The organism is Mesorhizobium sp. L48C026A00 (genome assembly GCF_000502375.1).
In the GTDB taxonomy this organism is placed as follows: Bacteria; Pseudomonadota; Alphaproteobacteria; order Rhizobiales; family Rhizobiaceae; genus Mesorhizobium; species Mesorhizobium muleiense.
This window is the reverse complement of record NZ_AYWU01000035.1, coordinates 16,380-34,226: the sequence shown is the minus strand read 5'-3', so window position 1 is coordinate 34,226 and position 17,847 is coordinate 16,380. Positions and strand designations below refer to the sequence as shown.

Here is a 17,847-nt window from a genome sequence, read left to right as displayed (position 1 = left end):
GCATCGCGGTCGATGACCAGGTGCATCGCTTCGAGAGCACCGGCCTGGCCCACTCATCATGCGATGAAAGGAGAGCCCTATGCAGACCCGACTGCAGAAGAAATGGAAATCCGCAAAGGCCTGGATGACCTGGTGCAGGCATTGCGGGCCAAGGACATAGAAGCCCTGATGGCACACTATGCCGCGGCTACTGTCGTATTCGGCATCAGGCCGCCGCTGCGGATCGAGAGCGCCGATGCCTACCGAAAGAATTTCGAGGCGTGGTTTGCCTTGGTTGACGGCCCGATTGATTATGAGGTGCACGAACTGCTCGTCACAGTCAGAGATGACGTGGCGTTCTGCTATGGTCTGTGCCACGTCAGAAGCAAAAGAACCAACGGCGAGAAGGCCGACTATTGGGTGCGGGTGACGTCGGGTTTGCAGTTGATGAGCGACCGCTGGATGATCACGCACGAACACATATCCATGCCGATCGATCTCCGGACAATGCAGGCACAGCCGGAGTTTCAGTCGTAGCTCCGCGGACGTTTCGCACGACAACAAATTTCTTCCGGCGCTGCCCGTCGACCGACCTCGCCAAGAGGCTCGCCGAATTCGCTGACCAATCGATCAGCCCCGGTGGTGCACCGTACCGCCACGGATTGACGCGCGACACTTTAGCTGCAAGGTATATTAACGTTCTGTTTACCATATATATTGGTCTCGGCAGGGACTTGAGGGGGCAATTTGGAACCGTTTCTGGGCGCGAACCGCCTTAATTGGGATGATCGAGCCGAGCTGCATTCGACCGACACAACGGGCAGCTACCACATAGAAAATGTACTGGCTGGCGGATCCAATCTCTATGAGCTGGAAACGCGCGAGGTCGGTGACATTGTCGGCAAGGATATCGTCCATCTGCAATGCCATATCGGGCTCGACACAATCAGCTTGAAGAATCTGGGCGCGGGCAGCGTGACCGGCCTCGACTTTTCACCGACGGCGATCGCAGCGGCGCGGGATTTCGCTGCAAAGGCAGGCACTGACGTGCGCTTCGTGGAGGCGCCACTGTTCGAGGCAGTCGAAGCGCTTGGCCGGACCTTTGACATCGCTTACGTTACCTGGGGTTCGGTAAACTGGCTTGACGACGTGTTCCGCTGGGCGCGGGTGGTTGCCGATCTCCTGCGGCCCGGCGGCCGGCTCTATCTCGCCGAGGGCCATCCGTTGATGTTCCAGTGTGACCGCAAGGCTGCGGCGCTGGAGTTCAAGCATGACTGGCGAACGCCAATAGCTCGACCACTCGCATGGAACGAAGAACTCACCTATACCGGCGACGACCGCATCTTGAAACATCCGCGCTACTATGAGTGGATTCATCCGGTCAGCGACGTGGTGAACGCGCTGATTTCAGCTGGGCTGACGCTGGATTTTCTCAATGAGCATGACACGGTTTCGTGGCAGCACTTTTCATTTGCCGTGAGGGCCGGCAAGGATATGTACGGCCTGCCGGAGAACTCTCCCAAGATCCCAATGGCCTATTCCATCGGCGCGACGAAACGTAGCGTCGGCAAGATACCCTACCTGGTTACCGCCAAGGCGATTGAGGGCCACTAATGCATGTCGCGCAAAAGCATGCCCTCGGGCTTGAACCGAGGGTGTGCAGCGGTTTTGCGATAACGACATGCATCAAACAAAACCTGAAGCGCGTTGCATGATTCCATTCAGCCGCGACGCGCTTTAAGTCGTCAGCCGGAGCCGCAGGTCCGTGTCAGCCACTCCGGCCACCTCTGGCGGTTGGAGGGTGCAAAATTTTTAGGACCCGTGAAGGTCAAAATTAAACATTGATAGCTAATATACCTTGGTCGGGTTGGCCCAGAACCTGAATAGTATCTGAGGAATCGCCTATTGGCTCCTTTCCGCGCTAGGTTCGGCGGTATCAAGAAGGCCGTTTTCTCGTCGGCAAATATCCCGGCGGCAATGGCGGTGATCGTTATTGCCATTGGCGCAGCGTTCGCGGACCACCAGAACAAAATCGTCTCGGATCAAGCCGCCCGAGCCGATGTCCTGGCCAAGGTCAATCTTATCCGCGCCAAGCTTGAAGGCAATATCAACGGAAACCTTCAACTGGTGCAGGGACTGGTCGCGGCGGTCGTGACTGAGCCCTATATGGGACAGCAACGCTTCGCCTCGCTGGCGAGCAACCTGTTTGGCAGGGGCTCGCAATTGAAGAATATTGCCGGCGCGCCCGATCTGGTCATTTCTCTGATGTACCCGATGAATGGCAACGCCAAGGCGATAGGCCTCGATTACCGCAAGGACGAGCGGCAGCGTGTGGCCGCGCTGAGGGCGCGAGACAAGCGCGAGCTAATTCTTGCCGGTCCCGTCGACTTGAGGCAGGGAGGGCAAGGCTTCGTCGGTCGTATTCCGGTCTTTGTACGCAGTGCGGGCAACACCGAAAGGTTCTGGGGCATCATTTCGGCCGTTGTAGACGTTCAGCGCCTTTATAAGGCGAGCGGCCTGCTTGACGACGATCTCGGGATTGACATAGCGCTGATCGGTAAGGACGCTCTCGGTCCAACCGGAGAGCAATTCTTCGGCAATGAGCGCGTCGCCAAGAGCAATCCGGTGACAGCCGACGTCCTGCTCCCGTCCGGTTCGTGGCGGATCGCAGCCATTCCCAAAAACGGCTGGCCTTCGACGCCCGACAACGCGTGGTTCTTGCGCGCCATCATGGCGGTGGCCGGGGCGTTGGTTGTGATCCCATTCCTGGTGACCGGTCGCCTGATTGGCGAGAGACAGCGCAACTATGCGGAACTGAGTCGATTGTCGAGACGCCTGGAACTCGCTCTGGAAGCGTCGGCTATTGGCGTGTGGGAACACGATCTCGCGACCAACGAACTGACGTGGGACGACCGCGTCAATGAAATATACGGCAAACCAGCTGGGGAGGGCCGCGGCTACCTGGACTGGGCGGGAGCAATCCACCCGGAAGATTTGGCTGGCGCCAACGCCGATTTCGACCGCGCGACGGCCGGCGGCGGGCCATATTTGTCGGAGTACCGGATTATTCGGCCGGATGGCGAGATTCGCCATGTCCGATCCAAGGCGATAATTTACCGGCACGCAAACGACACCCCAAAAATGATTGGCGCCGAATGGGATGTGACAGCCGACGTCCTGCTGAACAAGGACCTGGTTCGCGCAAAACAGCTTTCCGAGTCGAAAAATGCAGAACTCGAATCGGCCAAGGCGCGCATAGAGCACATTGCGCTCCACGATTCGCTGACCGGTTTGCCCAACCGGCGTTACCTCGACCAAGTGCTGGAAGATTACGCGGCAAACGCCAGGCGGACCGGCGGGTATGCGGCACTGCTTCACATTGATCTCGATCGGTTCAAGCACATCAACGACACGCTTGGCCACGCCGCAGGCGACGCAATGCTTGTTCACGCCTCGACCGTCCTCCGATCCAAGGTCGATGGTGAGGGATTCGTCGCTCGGATCGGAGGAGACGAATTCATCGTCCTGTGCGTGGTGCATGACGACGTCGAGCAACTGGCGCTGCTCGCTGACCGCGTCATCTGCCAGATGCGAGAACCGGTCTACTATCAGGGCCATCGATGCCGTTTTGGCGTGAGCGTGGGAATTGCAGTCGATAACGGAAAAGATATCGAAGCCAAACACCTGCTGGTCAACGCTGACATCGCGCTTTACCGAGCAAAGAGTCGTGGGCGCAATCGATACGAGTTCTTCACCGAGGCGATGCAAAGCGAGATCGTCGAGACAAAACGGATTGCCGACGACATTCTCGGCGGCCTTGAGCGCAACGAGTTCATTCCCTTCTACCAGCCGCAATTTGACGCAAAAACCCTTGAAATTGTTGGGGTTGAGGCGCTGGCGCGATGGCGACATCCGGAGAAGGGCATTTTGGCGCCCGACGTCTTCCTAAGGATTGCGGAAGAATTGAATGTCGTCTCGATCATCGATCGAAACATATTGGAGCAATCGCTTTTGGATCTCGAAGGGTGGTCTGCTGCGAATCTCCACATTCCGCGGGTGTCGGTCAACGTTTCGGCACGCCGCCTTCAGGATGAGGAACTCATAAAGAGTCTTAGGGAACTAAATATCAAGAAGGGAACAGTTGCCTTCGAGCTCGTTGAGTCAATTTTCCTTGACGAAAATGATGATTTTGTCACCTGGAATCTTGAGCAGATAAAAGAGCTCGGCATTGACATAGAAATAGACGATTTTGGCACGGGCTACGCCTCTATAGTCAGCTTGCTCAAGCTGCAGCCTCGCCGGTTGAAGATAGATCGCCAATTGGTCATTCCTATTGTCAAATCGCCGCAACGAAGGCAGGTCGTCTCATCGATCATTGAAATCGGCAAATCCCTGGGTATCGAGGTCGTAGCCGAGGGTGTCGAGACGATGGAGCACGCACAGACACTCAAGAGCTTGGGCTGCGACATACTGCAGGGTTATGCCTTCGGGCATGCGTTGGATGCCGACGGACTAAAGGCATTTGTTCGATCTCGGCGTCTGCGCCCGGAACGGGTTTTGGATGAACCGCTCCGGTTGGGTAGAGTATAAGCGCATAAGCCTCACGCCACAGAGTAGCGCTTCGCTTGAGTCTTAGGATTTGGAGATTGGCCGATCACGGCAGCGAAGTTCTGGGGGCCTATGCACCCGATGAGACCTGGCCCCGGACAAGCTGATCGGCGACCCCTATCTCGGCATCGGCCCAGCGCCGGCTATCGACGCAGCCTGATCATACCGAGAAGGGACGGACGGTTTTGAATGCGGCGCCCAGTTGAGGTTTAACTTTTTGCAGCTACGGTCAAGCTTCACACATCCTCAAGGTCCGCATGGCCGACGAAGTAGAAAAGTCCGAAGTCCTATACATATCTTGGAGGGATACCGATGCGCGGGCTGAGCCCTCATGCTATCGGCGATGCGGTGTGCACCGTTCTGCCTTTTCCGACCGTTCGACGCGTCGGGAAGATCCGTCGGACCGTCGAAGTGTTGTCTGATCGAACCGGAAAGGGCGGAAACCAATATTGGAAACAAGTCATCGCGGGCATGCGGACGCAAATGGTGTCCGCTGGCCTGGCCGACGAGGTCATTGACCAGGAACTTCGGGCGTTTGCCGACGAGGTTTTCGGCCGAATCCGGAATTACCGTCAACCCGAAACCAATGGTGCAGCATGAAATCGATTGGCCTTCCGATGCCGCGAATTGCATTCGTGAAATATTGGCGGCCTAATCCATGACGGCAAAAACAAAAGTCCTCGCCGCGCCCGATCACGCGCACCAATCGAACCCGTCGCGCCTCTTAAAGATCGACGGAAGCACCGTCACTATCGACCATACGGCAGCCCAGAAAGCCTTCGGATCATCGGACGAAGATTTCATCAATGGCCTCCTGCTCCAGCTGGTGAATGTCGGCAGCCACGGCAAAACGCTAGACGATAAGGGCACGGCCTTTGTCGCCTCGATCGTGAAAGGCATTGAACCGCAGGATCAGATCGAAGCTATGCTGGCATCCCAGATGGCTGCGGTGCACATGGCGACATGACGTTCGCCCGCCGCCTTGCTCACTGCGAAACTATCCCGCAGCAAGACAGCGCCGAACGTGCTTTCAACAAGCTCACCAGGACGTTCGCGGCCCAGGTGGAAGCCCTAAAGAAACACCGCACGGGCGGCCAGCAGCACGTCACGGTGAAGCACGTCACGGTGAACGAAGGCGGCCAAGCTATTGTCGGCAACGTCTCGCATGGGGGGCAGGGTGACGGAAAAAAAATAACGTCAACCTCATGAACCTAGCGCCTCGGTGTCATGCTCGGTCGAAGCGGACGGGATGCCAGTGTCGATCGCCAGCGGTGAGGGGCAGCGCAGTCTGTCGCATGCACGGTGCGGGCGGGGGCGCACCTGAAGGCAAGCGGAACGGCAACTATCGCAACGGAGGCAGGACCAAACGCACAATGGCAGCCTTGGCGGTTGTCCAGGCAATGGCGCGGATATGTCGGCAGACGATCGATCATCTACCGGATTAACTGGGAACTAGTCGCGATGCTGCTCGCCGGTTGCGAAGGGGCGCTGTCCCAACATTAGGGGGAATGTGAAATGTCCGGCTCTTCTGCAGGACGTCGTTGCCGATCGCACCGCAATCGGCAGCGGCCGGCGAAGCAGGCCGAAGTGCACTTGTCACTGACCAGGGAACGATATCGGCCCCCATGTGTTAGAAATCCATGGACACTTTGGAACCCCAGGGCCACGGGACGGTGGCCGACATTTTGACATCGGAAGTTGCCAATGCCAGGCAGCGCATCCACCGGACCGAGCTCGCGCTTCAACGTACTGAAGAAATGCTGGCCGAGAACCTCGCGCTGCGCAACAGGATACGAACTGCGGTCGAGGCCGCAGACCGCTTGGTGAAGATCGATCCCCCCAGCTTTGAAGGACGTCGCGCGGGTTGAACTGGGCCGGCGTTTCATTCGTCGCGCCCTTCAGGCCACCGGCGCCACCACTCTCACTCCAGAACTTTGCCAACCACATCTACGTCTGGGCTGCACGCTCGCGAACAGCCGGAACCAACGGCGACCACAAGCGGTTTACCAATCAAGGGACCGCAATGGATTCGGAATAATGGAACTTTTAGATATGGAACTGGCGCGAGCCCGACAGCGGCTTAATCGGGCCGAGCGCTCCCTTGAGCGTGCGAACGAGATGCTGGATGATGACTGCGGTGTCGGCATCAATATCGCGCTGTGCAGCAGGATACGGGCTGCGCAACAGCGCGTAATTGAGGCCAGATCGCGGTTGATGAAGATCGATCCCACCAGAGCTGACGGAGTTCGCACGGGTTGATCCGGCCCGTCGACGTGCCGCCTCGGGCATATAGGACGATCGGTTCGGCACTCCGGCGGTCGCGCACCAAGCAAGCCAACGCACTGCTTGAGGCGGCGCGTTCGGTCCTAAGGCCAACCATTTTGCTTGGCGATCTCAACGAATGGCGGGTGCACAGCAGATCCTCGTTGCTGGCGCTACTGCCGCATTTTGGTCCAATTCACACCGTGCTGTCCAGTTTCCCTTCGCGATTCCCTTTGCTTGCGCTCGATCGGATCCTGGCCAAACCACCAAGTCTGATTTCCAGCCTCGAAGTGCACCATACATCGCTATCTCGGATCGCCTCCGATCATCTACCGATCATGGCTCGATTAATTCTCTAGGGGATTCGACAGCTACATTTGCAACCAGATTACCTTTGAAGGGTTCTTGCTACGATTTTGAGCGAGGCCGGGTTTCTATCGCTGAAGGGTAGAAAATTTTATGGAAGTATCCATTACGCGGATTGCACACGACAACATCAAAGCAGGCAAGAGCGGCTTGCTGCTGGTCCCGGACAATTATGACGCCTTCGCCGGGCGCGTTCTGGCGGCAAGGAGTGCCGTTCGCAGTCTCGATCTCATGTACTACCTTTGGCACGATGACCACACTGGCCGCTTGCTCTTGCAGGAAGTTTTCCGGGCCGCTGAGCGCGGCGTGCGAGTTCGCATGCTCCTTGATGACGCCAATCCGCGAAAGAACGATGCGGCCTATCTGGCCTTGAGCAATCATCCAAACATCGAGTTGAAGTTGTTTAATCCGAGCGGCGTCAGGCAACGCAGCGTCATGCGCGCTGTGGAAATTGTATTGCGACTATTTGCGTTGACCCGGAGGATGCACAACAAGGCATGGATCGCTGACGACAACGTTGCTATCGTAGGCGGGCGCAACGTTGGCGATGCCTATTTCGACGCAGCAGAAACCAATTTTCGCGACTTAGACGTGCTGCTCCTCGGTCCTGCCGTGCAGCAAACCGCCGAAATATTTGAGGCATTCTGGGCTTGCGAGGACGCGAAATCAATCAGTGTCCTGGGTCCAGCCGCGGGGAACGAGCATTCCGATTTGTTTTCGGGAAGCGATCTCGAAACCGAATCGATGCTTTTGAACGGGATCGGTGACCGAGGGTCCATCGCAGAGTTCATCGCGGCCAGCAACGAGGTGCATTGGGTGGATCGAGTTCGGGTGATTTCCGATCCTCCAGAGAAGGTGAGAGGTTGGAGACGTCGCAGCTGGCTTACCAAGGAGTTGCTTCCCCTCATAAAGTCGGCGCGCAACAATCTGGAAATTGTATCTCCCTATTTCATCCCTGGCAAAAGGGGCTCCGCGGTCCTGATGGACCTCGTCAGCAATGGGGTTGACGTTTCCGTTTTGACCAATTCCTTGGCCGCTACAGACGTCGCCGCGGTTCATGGGGCTTATGCAAACTATCGCAAGCGATTGCTGAGGAATGGCGTAAGACTGTTCGAGCTCCAGCCCTTCACTCGCGGTCAGGGAATTTCGGTGTTTGGCTCCAAGGGTGCCAGTCTGCACACCAAATCGTTCACGGTTGACGACAGGGCTGGGTTCGTTGGTTCCTTCAATTTTGATCCCCGGTCAGTGTCTTTGAACTCGGAGATGGGCGTGCTCTTTGAGGATGCCGAATTAGTCGGTGAACTTCGGCGCTTTTTTCAAGCGGAGATATCACTAGAAACCAGCTATCGGCTGGAACTAAAGAACAATGTGCTGCACTGGCATGGATGCGAAGAAGGCAAACTCCAAGAATACACACACGAACCAGAGGCCGGAATTTTTCGCCGGGTTCTGGCGGCCTTGGTCCGCCACCTTCCGGTTGAGTCTCAGCTTTAGCCAGACCCACTAAGATAGCATAGGTGCTAACGGCGGGATCGACGCGGCGTTCTTGCCGCGCCGGGTACGGCATACCTGAAGAACGGCGACGTGAATGTGCCAAGCACAGCGCCCCGGGGCCGCGGTGGAAAGGCCGGGAGCATGAAGCATCCGCCCTCTGGCAATTGTCAGCTTGCTGCCGCCGATCGCGTGAAGACGATGGTGACCTTCGTCCCTTCGCTGGCGCTCGAGGCGACGTTGAACTTTGCCTTGGCGTTCTCTGTCAGCGAGCGCGCGATCAGCGCGCCGAGCTTGCCGGGCTTGGGCCATATCTCCCCTTCCGGCAGGCCGATACCGTCGTCCGCAACTATCACCAGGCAGCCGTCGCCATCGGCGATGCTGTGCAGCTTTATCGTCCCGCCTTCACGCCCTTGGAATGCATGCTTGAGTGCATTTGTGAGCAATTCGTTCACGACCAGTCCCGTTGGCATGGCGACGTTGATCGATACCGGATAGGTATCCACCTTCATGTCGAGGCGGATCCCCTCAACTGCATGCGACCCCATCACCGCGGAGGCGATCTGGCTAAGATAAACGCCGAGATCGACCTCATCCTTCTGCTCGTCTGCCGATAGCGTCTGGTAGAGGATCGCCAGAGCGTCGACGCGGCCGGCGAGCCTCTCAAATCTTTTCTGGTCGGGCTCGGTCGCGTTACGGGTTTCTAAACGGATCAATGCGGTGATCATCTGTAAGTTGTTCTTCACCCGGTGCTGCAGTTCGCGCAACAGGGTGTCCTTCTCACGGACGCGCTCCTCCACCAAGCGCGCTTCTTCAGATTCGCCATGGGATGAGACGTCGACCAGAGCCACCAGTCGGAAGCAGTTCGTGCCGTTATCGTCCACGATGATGTTTGAATAAACGTCGACAAGAGCCGGGTTGGCCCCGACGGGCTCCAGCCGGAAAGTGCCGACGAAATCGGTTTCCTCGACCAAGGCCTCGGGCAGAGGCCGGCCCTTCTGCTGGTGGATGCCAATGCCGGAAAGTGCTCCCCAGTTTTGCCGGGTAAGCTCGGCTGCCTTCAGGCCTGACACTTTTTCGAATTCTGGATTAGCATAGACGACGCGCTCCTTCGCGCCTAAGTCCGACACGGCGATAGCGATCGGCACCTGGTCAAGAAATTTTTTGAACTGCTCGCTTTCCAGCGCGGTGGCAAGGTCCGGTGTATCGAGCAATTGCTCAACTGCCTCAGCCTTGTCTGAATCTGATGTCATCTTGGTCGCCTGTGCTTTGCGTGGGAGCCTCAGTCTCAGTCATGCACTTTGCTCGACACCGACAACGCTGGAAGCGGCTGCGCGATGTCAGGAGTAGGACGAGCCCGCGTCACGGAGCGGCAGAGCCATGGGCAACACAGGCCGTCTTGCTGAGAGTTCAGTCAACCTTGCGTCACTTTGCACGGCCATGACCTTTTTTCCAACAGCGTTGTGCCAAAATCCCGTCTCTGCCAATCGAAATTGACGATCTGCACGTCGCCGGAACTGCCGACAGAATATTTCCGCCATTTGCAATGGGCTCACCTGGCAGCGGCGGCGCCGGTGGCGGCATGCGGTGGCCAAACCGCACCCCGCATGTGCTCATCCAGGTCTGGCTGCTTCGCCGCGACACGATCGGGCGAAACGGTATGCTGCCGGTTCCGGCCGCCTTGGAGTTGCCCGGGTTGGCTCGCGGGACCTATCGGGTCATCGCCTAGGATACCGCGGCCGGCAGGCAAACGGGGGAATGGCAAGCGAATTCCGACATGGCTGAAACTTGATGTGCCGCCGTTCTCTGCCACTGTCGCGCTTGCCATTCGCCGAACCTGAGCAGGATGGAGACTGCGCCTGAAGGTATTCATTTGCTCGCTGATCTGACTTGTCATTGCCCAAGGTCTTTGCAACTTCGTCGCCAATGCCGATGTCAGTGATCTGCGCCAAGCGAAGTTGCGCGGAGATCTCACGAGATCTGCGCATTAGGTGTTGTGCTCGCCCGAACGCGACTGCTGGTTGGTGGCATCGGCCGATCCGCCCAGCGTGTCGGCGACCGTGGCACCTCGCGCACCCATCGGCTGCTGCGCACCTGTGGTNGCATCGGCCGATCCGCCCAGCGTGTCGGCGACCGTGGCACCTCGCGCACCCATCGGCTGCTGCGCACCTGTGGTGGTGTCCTTGGCTGTCTGGTGCTCCATCTCGGCATTCAGCTCCGCCCCCACAATCAGGACAATCACAGAGATCCAGGTCCACATCATCAAGCCGATGACTGCCCCCAGGGCTCCATACGTCGCGTTGTAGTCGGCGAAGTTCTCAAGATAATAGGAAAACCCTATCGAGACTGCGATCCACACCCCAGCCGCGAGGAAGGCGCCCCATGTCGCCCATTGCCACTTTGCCCTTTCGCGGCTGGGGCCGTAGCGGTAGATCAGCGTGATCCCGAGGCCGACCATGATCAGCATCATCGGCCACCGAAAGATCCGCACAAGGGCTTCGGTCCAACCGCCGAGGTTCAGCAGCGCAAGCATGGCCGGCACGATCCCCACCGAGACGATAAAGCCGATACCGATGAGGATGGCGCCAAGTGTGAAGCCCAAGGCCAGAAGATTCAGATGGATAAAACCGCGCTTTTCACTCTCCTCGTAGGCGATGTTCATGGCTTCGAATAGCGTCTTGATGCCGTTACTGGCGCTCCACAATGCGACGGCAAGGCCGAACATGAAGCCGAAGCTGAGCGCGCCAGTCTTCTGAGCGGCCAAGGACGCAAGCTGAGATCTGATAATATCCAGACCGCTCGAAGGCAGTACGCCGCCAAGGAACGCAATGTGCTCAGCGATGGTCTGAGGATCGGCGACAAAACCGTAGATGGACACGAACGCGGCAAGCGCTGGAAAGAGGGCAAGGAGCAGATAGAATGCGGCCCCGGCCGCGATCAGCATAACACGGTCCTCGTTTACTTCAGCAAAGACCCGCCACAGCACGTCTTTCCAGCCACGGCTGGGGATCTCTGACGGCCATTCGGCATTGCGTCCGCGGCCCTGCCGTCTGGCCCGCCGCTCAAGCTGCACTTGATCTTCGTAAGCGTCGTCGGTTGTTTTTTTCGACATGGCTGCCGGCCCGGAGCATCTTCTTCGCGGGCAAACGTATGAAAGCGCCAAAGGATGCAGGTGCAGACCTGCGCCCGCAAACAAACATCCGCCGTCTGCAGAAATACTGCGCCACCCCATGCGACGAGTTCATGTGATAGCGATACTGCCCTGCCCAGGACCTCAGTGGCTTGTTCGAGCGACCAATCAGAATAACCAGCTTTCTACCATCTCAGCCAATCGTGGTGGTCGGCTGATTGCGTTTTAACTTTGGCGCGGCCGGCCGGCGGGGATTCTGGGCGTGGGCGGTCGGGAGCTGGTGCCTCTTGGCGTCCAGCCGCTCCAGCATGCAACCGACGATAGCCTGAAAGCCGGGCTCCATGGCCTCTTGGCAATCGATCTCCCGATCCGCGTATTCGCCCTGTCGTCTTGGCGGTCTGATCATCCAGGCTTCCTCATAGATATCCCTCGCCGTCGGACTCGCGTCGCCGGATCAAGCCAGGCGATGCGCCCTCACTATCCAAAGCGAAGCCCATTCGCCTCCTGTGTCTTTCAACCAGCTCGCGGTCGCATTCGGGCACGCAGCGGTCGCTGCAACCGACATTCACAACTACCTGTGCGAAAGCGACGGCGAGCGCCCACCACGCCACCGCTGGACGTTGTTCCTCGGTCTTCCCCAGCGCGCCAATTCGAAAAACGACCGGACGTCTATTTCGCCGTGGGCATTGTTGGCCGCCAGGAGCAACCGGATCGGAGGCCAGGCGGTGTCACGATTGGCGGGAGGCATCGTTCTCGCAGAGAATTCTTTTAGGTGGAAGGGCTGGTCTCGCCGCCGGCGACTTTGGCGAGCAGCATCCCCAAGGTCAGGCGCGCTCGTTCATGGCTGCGCCGACAAAAATATTCTCAAGAAGCTCGACAGATAGAGACGCCAAGTATCAGAGCAGGATGCGATCCTCGATAGCGAAATGCCTGGCGGAGCGGGAAGTGAATTGAACCAGGGGTTGACCCCACGAAGTCACAGTGACGTGCAGCGAAACGTCTCAAGGGAACCTTTCCGGCGTTGTGCGCTTTGAGCATGCGTTTCACAACCCCGTGAGCGACAACAAAAAACGCTGGAACCAAAAGGAAATCCGCCATGGCGAAAGAAAAGACATTGGATGATCTCTTCCTCGATACGCTCAAAGATATCTATTACGCGGAAAAGAAGATCCTGAAGGCGCTTCCCAAGATGGCGCGCGCCCCCTCATCGGCCGATCTGAAGGCAGCCTTCGAGAAGCACAAGGACGAAACCGACGGTCATGTCGAGCGCCTGCAGCAGGTTTTCGAGCTCCTTGGCAAGCGGGCACAGGGCAAGACGTGTCCCGCGATCGACGGCATCATCGAGGAGGGCGAGGAGATTATGGAGGAGTTCAAGGGAACTCCCGCACTGGACGCCGGTCTGATCTCCGCTGCCCAGGCTGTCGAGCACTACGAGATCACCCGCTATGGCACGCTGAAGCGCTGGGCCGAGGTTTTGGGCGTGAGCGACGCCGCCAAGCTGATCGAACAGACGCTCGGCGAAGAGTCTATGACAGAGGCGCTCACCGGATTGGCGGACGCCTCGGCCAACGAAATGGCCAAGGCCGCCTGATCACACACCAGCCACCCCAACTGTGTTGGGGTGGCTATTTTAGTTCCAACATCCGTCTTTCGATAGGAGGCAATCATGGGTCGTGGAATTCTACTCTGGCTGCTCGGAGTTCCTATTCCGATCATCATCCTTCTCGCGCTGTTCATGCGGTAGGAGGAATCCATGGCATCAACCATCCTGGCGACCGACGGCGCCGCGCCGGTCGAGTCCTGGTCATCCGGAGTCAACTGGGGACCGATCATCGCCGGCGCCTTCGCTGCCTCGACCCTGACGTTCATCCTGATGCTTCTCGGGTCCGGCCTCGGGCTCACGATGGTGTCTCCATGGTCCAACGAAAGCGCCAGCGTCACCACCTTCGCTGTGTCCACTGCGATCTGGCTGGTCATCGTGCAATGGTTGTCATCCGGGCTCGGGGGTTACCTGACCGGGCGCCTTCGCACCAAATGGGTCGGCATTCATACGGACGAGACGTTCTTCCGGGATACCGCGCACGGATTCATGGCCTGGGCGCTGGCGACGCTTCTGGTCGTGTTCGTGCTCGGTTCGGCGCTGTCCGCGGCAATCGGCACCGGCGTCAAGGCGGCCTCGACAGTGGCCTCGGGAGCAGCAATGGGTGCCTCGGCAGGGGCGACCGCAAACGCCGGGAAAGACGGAGGCAGCGGCGCGGCGTCGTATTTCGTCGATGCGCTGTTCCGCCCGAACGATCCTTCCAGGCTGGCGGCGCCGGGCGCGGAGGGCGATGCGACAGCAGCCGCACAAGCCTCCCGCATCCTCATTACGAAAGCGGCGGCCGGCGAAGTCTCGGCCGACGACAAGACTTATCTGGGCCAACTCGTGGCCGCTCGGACTGCTTGTCGCAAGCGGATGCTACTGCCCGGGTTGATGCGGTGCTTGCTCAGGTCGAGGCGGCCAAAGTCCAAGCACAGGAAGCAGCCGACACAGCTAGAAAAGCCGGCGCCAGCTTCGCGCTGGTTGGCGCGCTTTCTCTCATGATCGGTGCGTTCATCGCCAGCGCAGCGGCAGCGTTAGGCGGCAAGCAGCGCGACGACGAAGAAGACGCGCTCCATCTCACAGCCAGTCGAAGCTGAAGACGTCTACTCCAGGCCGACCGAGAGGATCGGCCGAACTCCATTCTCCCGCCGCGCTCCCTTGTTTTTGTGCAACGCAGCAACGATATTGCTGCACGTGCGTTGCACGGATGGCCGTCCATTCCGGGCGTCACAACAGGGACGGCTCCATTGCGAAAAATCTCTGACACCATCGCCCGCCTTGCCGCGCTGCAGGCGCGACATGCCGCACATCCCGCCGACCTCGGTGCGTCAGACCACCTCCGGACGCTGGCCGACTTCGGTATCAATCCTGGCGGGTTGGAAGCGAAGTTCTACATTCCCAATGACCTATCCAAGGGCACCCCGCTCGTCGTCGTGCTGCATGGCTGCACCCAGAACGCGGCCGGCTATGACCATCATTCCGGCTGGTCCCAACTCGCCGACGAGGCTGGCTTCGCGCTGCTCTTTCCCGAACAGCAACGCGGCAACAATCCGAACCTCTGTTTCAACTGGTTCCAGCCTGGCGACACCAAGCGTGGTTCGGGCGAGGCGCTTTCGATTCGCCAGATGATCGAGACGATGGTCGTCACCCACGGTCTCGACCGAAGGCGAATCTTCATCACCGGCCTCTCGGCCGGAGGCGCAATGGCAGCGGCCATGCTGGCGACCTATCCGGAAGTGTTTGCCGGCGGTGCGTTAATTGCCGGCCTGCCCTACGGCAGCGCAACGACAATCCCGGAGGCCTTCGATCGCATGCGCGGCCACGGCGGTCCTTCGGAACAGGATCTGCAACGGGCCCTCCGCGGCGCATCGGATCATCGGGGACCGTGGCCGAGGATTTCGATTTGGCACGGTGCCGCTGACCACACGGTTTCGCCTTCCAACGCGGAAGCGATCGCAGGCCAGTGGCGGGGAGTCCACCGGCTTGAGAAAGCGCCGACGCGTCGGGAAGCTGCCGGACCGCACGCAAAGCAGGTCTGGCGTAACGGGGCGGGAGATGCCTTGATCGAAATCAACATGATCGCCGGGATGGGCCACGGCACGCCGCTCGGCAACGGCCTCGGCGCTCCGGGACCTTATATGCTTGATGTCGGCATCGCCTCCACACGCGAGATCGCGCAGTTTTGGGAGATCGCGGCAACCGAGGATAGCGCCTCCCGGAAATCGAGGCCGCAATTGCCCGCCAGCCAACGGCAACTACCCCAGTCACCGGCGCCAAGTATACAAAATGCGAAGACGAAGCCCCCGCAGCCGACTGCCATCCATCAATCGCGCCAGCCCGGCGTGAAGAAGATCATTGAAGATGCCCTGCGGGCGGCGGGCCTGATGCGCTAGGCGGACGGCGCGAATCGCTCGCCGACTGTCTCGCCGGCCCGCGAAGGTCAAGCGGCTCCGACCAGGCAAGGGAACGCGTCGTTCTTTGGAATCGGTGACCGCTTTTCATTGAGCGGTCGCCATGCACCTCGTCCAGATCCTGCTTCCCCGCGCGGACAACACCGGTCGCCCATTTGGCCGGGAAGATTTCGACCGTGTGAAGGAAGACCTGGCCAGCCGTTTCGACGGCGTCACAGCCTACCTGCAGGCGCCCGCGGAAGGTCAGTGGCAGGATGGCGAGCAGTCCAGCACAGATGAAATCGTCATCTTCGAAGTGATGGTGGATGATGTCGATCTGCCGGACTGGCGCAAACGGCGCGCCGAGCTAGAACGGCGGTTCCGGCAGGACACGGTGATCGCCCGCTACATGCCAATGGCGCTCCTATAGAGCGCCGATATCATGCCATCAACGTTAATCCGCAAGACCGAGTACGATCCGGAGACAAGGGTTCTCTCGGTGTGGTTCGTCGCGAGCGGCACGCGTTATGACTACGAGGCTGTGCCGCCGGAGACCTATGCGGCGTTCCGAAACGCCTTCATAAAGGGCCGGTTCTTCAACGACCACTTTCGCGACCGTTGCCGGCACCCCCCCATTGCCGAAGCATAGCGAGCGTTGCCTGCACGCGGAGACTCATGCGCCGGTTTCGGAGTTTGACGCGCCGGCTGGCTTTGATTCCGGGGAGCCCTTGTGGCGTAGGAAAATCGACAGCAGGACCAGGACGGCCGTCGACATGAATTCCGACTGCCAGTTCTGAAAGGACTCGAACCATAGCTGGGCGTCGAGAAGATAGTCTCCCAGGGATTGAACCTCGCCGCCGTGCCGAAGCGCCTCCTCGTTCGCGGCCGCCAGGCTCGCCCACCAATGCAAGGCAAATGAGATGATGAACAGCAGGGCCAGCGCCAAGCCCAGCGAGTATGAATAGAGCCACGACAGGATCGGGTTGCGCCTGCGGGTGGCGGTCGGAAGTTCGTCCTCGGGCCGGTTGGGATCATCGGGATCACGAGACTCGGCGGAACCGCGCTGGAACAGCATTGCAGTCAGCATGACATAGGCCGACATCTGCAGGAATTCGCTTTCCCAGTTCTCGAACAGCGCCGAGAGGAAGTCGCCGCTCGCAAGATAGGAGAGCAGCCCAATCGATGCCGAACCGTGGTTCTGAAGCTCTTCATTGTAGGCCGTATGACCCGACCAGATCATGCCAATTACACTGAACAAGAACATCGCCAGCAGGGCGATCGTCAGTCCATTGTCCCGGAAAAAACTTTTCATGGTCGTCTCCCTCGGCAGCTCCGGCTAACGCCAGTTCTCCAGAACCTCTTCGATCATCACCGCCTCGACTTGCTCGCTGAAGCGAGAGCGGTAGAGCTCCAACAGTGCCTCATGCGTCTGGTCAACCGAACTGCAGATGGCATCGGTCGCAAGGACGACACGAAAACCACGGTCGATGGCGCCGAGGACCGTGGCAAGCACGCAGACGTCGGTTTCGCCGCCGGTGATGACCAGCGTGTCGATCCCTGACCCATTGAGCATCGCGTCGAGCCGGCCTTCAGTCCACGGCGAATAGACATGCTTGTCGAGCGTTTTTGCCGGCGGCACGAACCGCGCCAGAGAAGGCATCAGATCGACGAGGCCGGCATCGATGTTGGCAAGGGTGACCTCGGCCCAACGCTGATAATACCGCGCCCACATGCCCGGTCCTTCGCCAGGCCGAGCGGCCGGAACAAAACGTGTGAACAGCGTTTGCTGCGGATGTCTTGCGGTCAATTCCTCGATGACCGGCAGCACGTTTTGCGCCCACGGCACGGCCCAAGGCCCGCCCGGCGCGAACAGGCGCTGCATGTCAACGCAAAGATGTAGGGAATTCTCACCAAGCGGACCGTGTACCAGGCCTAGGGCGGCCATGATCAGCCGCGGCCGCGGTGGGGTGATGCATAGTCTCTATCTGAGCGCGGGCGTAGCCCGGGAGGTCCCGCCGTAGCCTCGCATCTCTGCCAAT

The 17,847-nt window shown here is 59.2% G+C and carries 20 protein-coding genes and 1 pseudogene; 15 read left to right on the top strand and 6 right to left on the bottom strand.

The window, feature by feature from the left end:
* The first annotated feature begins 102 nt into the window (after nt 1-102).
* From X738_RS75940 to X738_RS75915, 7 genes are all read left to right on the top strand, one after another.
* On the top strand, nt 103-516 hold the full coding sequence (locus tag X738_RS75940; protein ID WP_023803187.1) for a YybH family protein: 414 nt from the start codon (nt 103-105) through the stop codon (nt 514-516).
* 210 nt (nt 517-726) lie between these two features.
* Nucleotides 727-1,593 (top strand): class I SAM-dependent methyltransferase, encoded by an 867-nt coding sequence (locus tag X738_RS75935; protein ID WP_023803186.1) that lies wholly within the window; start codon nt 727-729, stop codon nt 1,591-1,593.
* A gap of 363 nt (nt 1,594-1,956) precedes the next feature.
* On the top strand, nt 1,957-4,569 hold the full coding sequence (locus tag X738_RS75930) for a bifunctional diguanylate cyclase/phosphodiesterase (RefSeq protein WP_051407973.1): 2,613 nt from the start codon (nt 1,957-1,959) through the stop codon (nt 4,567-4,569).
* A gap of 330 nt (nt 4,570-4,899) precedes the next feature.
* Nucleotides 4,900-5,187: a DUF6074 family protein gene (locus tag X738_RS75925; RefSeq protein WP_023803184.1), complete on the top strand. Its 288-nt coding sequence runs from the start codon at nt 4,900-4,902 to the stop codon at nt 5,185-5,187.
* 58 nt (nt 5,188-5,245) lie between these two features.
* Nucleotides 5,246-5,554 carry a hypothetical protein gene (locus tag X738_RS81330; protein WP_023803183.1) on the top strand — a complete coding sequence of 103 codons (309 nt, stop codon included), beginning with the start codon at nt 5,246-5,248 and terminating at the stop codon, nt 5,552-5,554.
* Nucleotides 5,551-5,796 (top strand): hypothetical protein, encoded by a 246-nt coding sequence (locus tag X738_RS81325; protein ID WP_023803182.1) that lies wholly within the window; start codon nt 5,551-5,553, stop codon nt 5,794-5,796. Before X738_RS81330 ends, X738_RS81325 begins: the two co-directional genes overlap by 4 nt.
* Before the next feature lie 431 nt (nt 5,797-6,227).
* Complete coding sequence (locus X738_RS75915; protein WP_023803181.1) at nt 6,228-6,455, top strand: hypothetical protein; 228 nt, start codon at nt 6,228-6,230, stop codon at nt 6,453-6,455.
* 178 nt (nt 6,456-6,633) lie between these two features.
* Here the strand turns inward: X738_RS75915 and X738_RS85420 are convergent, their stop codons facing one another.
* Nucleotides 6,634-6,876: a hypothetical protein gene (locus X738_RS85420; RefSeq protein ID WP_156942723.1), complete on the bottom strand. Its 243-nt coding sequence runs from the start codon at nt 6,874-6,876 to the stop codon at nt 6,634-6,636.
* Between X738_RS85420 and X738_RS89385 the strand changes: the two genes are divergently transcribed.
* On the top strand, nt 6,861-7,208 hold the full coding sequence (locus X738_RS89385) for an endonuclease/exonuclease/phosphatase family protein (protein ID WP_373420496.1): 348 nt from the start codon (nt 6,861-6,863) through the stop codon (nt 7,206-7,208). The genes X738_RS85420 and X738_RS89385 overlap by 16 nt on opposite strands.
* A gap of 100 nt (nt 7,209-7,308) precedes the next feature.
* Nucleotides 7,309-8,709, top strand: coding sequence for a phospholipase D family protein (locus tag X738_RS75910; RefSeq protein WP_023803179.1), 1,401 nt, complete (start codon nt 7,309-7,311; stop codon nt 8,707-8,709).
* 167 nt (nt 8,710-8,876) lie between these two features.
* On the opposite strand, the gene X738_RS75905 is transcribed toward X738_RS75910, so the two are convergent.
* Complete coding sequence (locus X738_RS75905) at nt 8,877-9,959, bottom strand: sensor histidine kinase (protein WP_023803178.1); 1,083 nt, start codon at nt 9,957-9,959, stop codon at nt 8,877-8,879.
* A gap of 329 nt (nt 9,960-10,288) precedes the next feature.
* Between X738_RS75905 and X738_RS75900 the strand changes: the two genes are divergently transcribed.
* Entirely contained in the window at nt 10,289-10,435 is a 147-nt protein-coding gene (locus X738_RS75900; protein WP_156942722.1) for a hypothetical protein, read from the top strand.
* A gap of 258 nt (nt 10,436-10,693) precedes the next feature.
* On the opposite strand, the gene X738_RS75895 is transcribed toward X738_RS75900, so the two are convergent.
* The gene (locus X738_RS75895; protein ID WP_023803176.1) at nt 10,694-11,818 is read right to left on the bottom strand and encodes a YihY/virulence factor BrkB family protein; all 1,125 of its coding nucleotides are present in this window, start codon (nt 11,816-11,818) and stop codon (nt 10,694-10,696) included.
* 211 nt (nt 11,819-12,029) lie between these two features.
* Nucleotides 12,030-12,242 (bottom strand): hypothetical protein, encoded by a 213-nt coding sequence (locus X738_RS86420; RefSeq protein ID WP_023803175.1) that lies wholly within the window; start codon nt 12,240-12,242, stop codon nt 12,030-12,032.
* 690 nt (nt 12,243-12,932) lie between these two features.
* Between X738_RS86420 and X738_RS75890 the strand changes: the two genes are divergently transcribed.
* From X738_RS75890 to X738_RS75870, 5 genes and pseudogenes are all read left to right on the top strand, one after another.
* Nucleotides 12,933-13,427: a YciE/YciF ferroxidase family protein gene (locus tag X738_RS75890; RefSeq protein ID WP_023803174.1), complete on the top strand. Its 495-nt coding sequence runs from the start codon at nt 12,933-12,935 to the stop codon at nt 13,425-13,427.
* 162 nt (nt 13,428-13,589) lie between these two features.
* Nucleotides 13,590-14,515: pseudogene (locus X738_RS75885) on the top strand (hypothetical protein).
* Nucleotides 14,516-14,665: 150 nt separating this feature from the next.
* The gene (locus X738_RS75880) at nt 14,666-15,811 is read left to right on the top strand and encodes an extracellular catalytic domain type 1 short-chain-length polyhydroxyalkanoate depolymerase (protein WP_023803173.1); all 1,146 of its coding nucleotides are present in this window, start codon (nt 14,666-14,668) and stop codon (nt 15,809-15,811) included.
* Nucleotides 15,812-15,932: 121 nt separating this feature from the next.
* Nucleotides 15,933-16,238, top strand: a complete 306-nt coding sequence (locus X738_RS75875; protein WP_023803172.1) for a hypothetical protein — start codon at nt 15,933-15,935, stop codon at nt 16,236-16,238.
* 12 nt (nt 16,239-16,250) lie between these two features.
* Nucleotides 16,251-16,457 carry a KTSC domain-containing protein gene (locus tag X738_RS75870; protein WP_023803171.1) on the top strand — a complete coding sequence of 69 codons (207 nt, stop codon included), beginning with the start codon at nt 16,251-16,253 and terminating at the stop codon, nt 16,455-16,457.
* Nucleotides 16,458-16,481: 24 nt separating this feature from the next.
* Here X738_RS75870 and X738_RS75865 read toward each other — a convergent pair whose 3' ends face one another.
* Entirely contained in the window at nt 16,482-17,120 is a 639-nt protein-coding gene (locus tag X738_RS75865) for a DUF6766 family protein (protein ID WP_023803170.1), read from the bottom strand.
* A 24-nt stretch (nt 17,121-17,144) separates the two neighbouring features.
* Nucleotides 17,145-17,753: a cysteine hydrolase family protein gene (locus tag X738_RS75860; RefSeq protein WP_023803169.1), complete on the bottom strand. Its 609-nt coding sequence runs from the start codon at nt 17,751-17,753 to the stop codon at nt 17,145-17,147.
* Nucleotides 17,754-17,847: the final 94 nt, after the last annotated feature.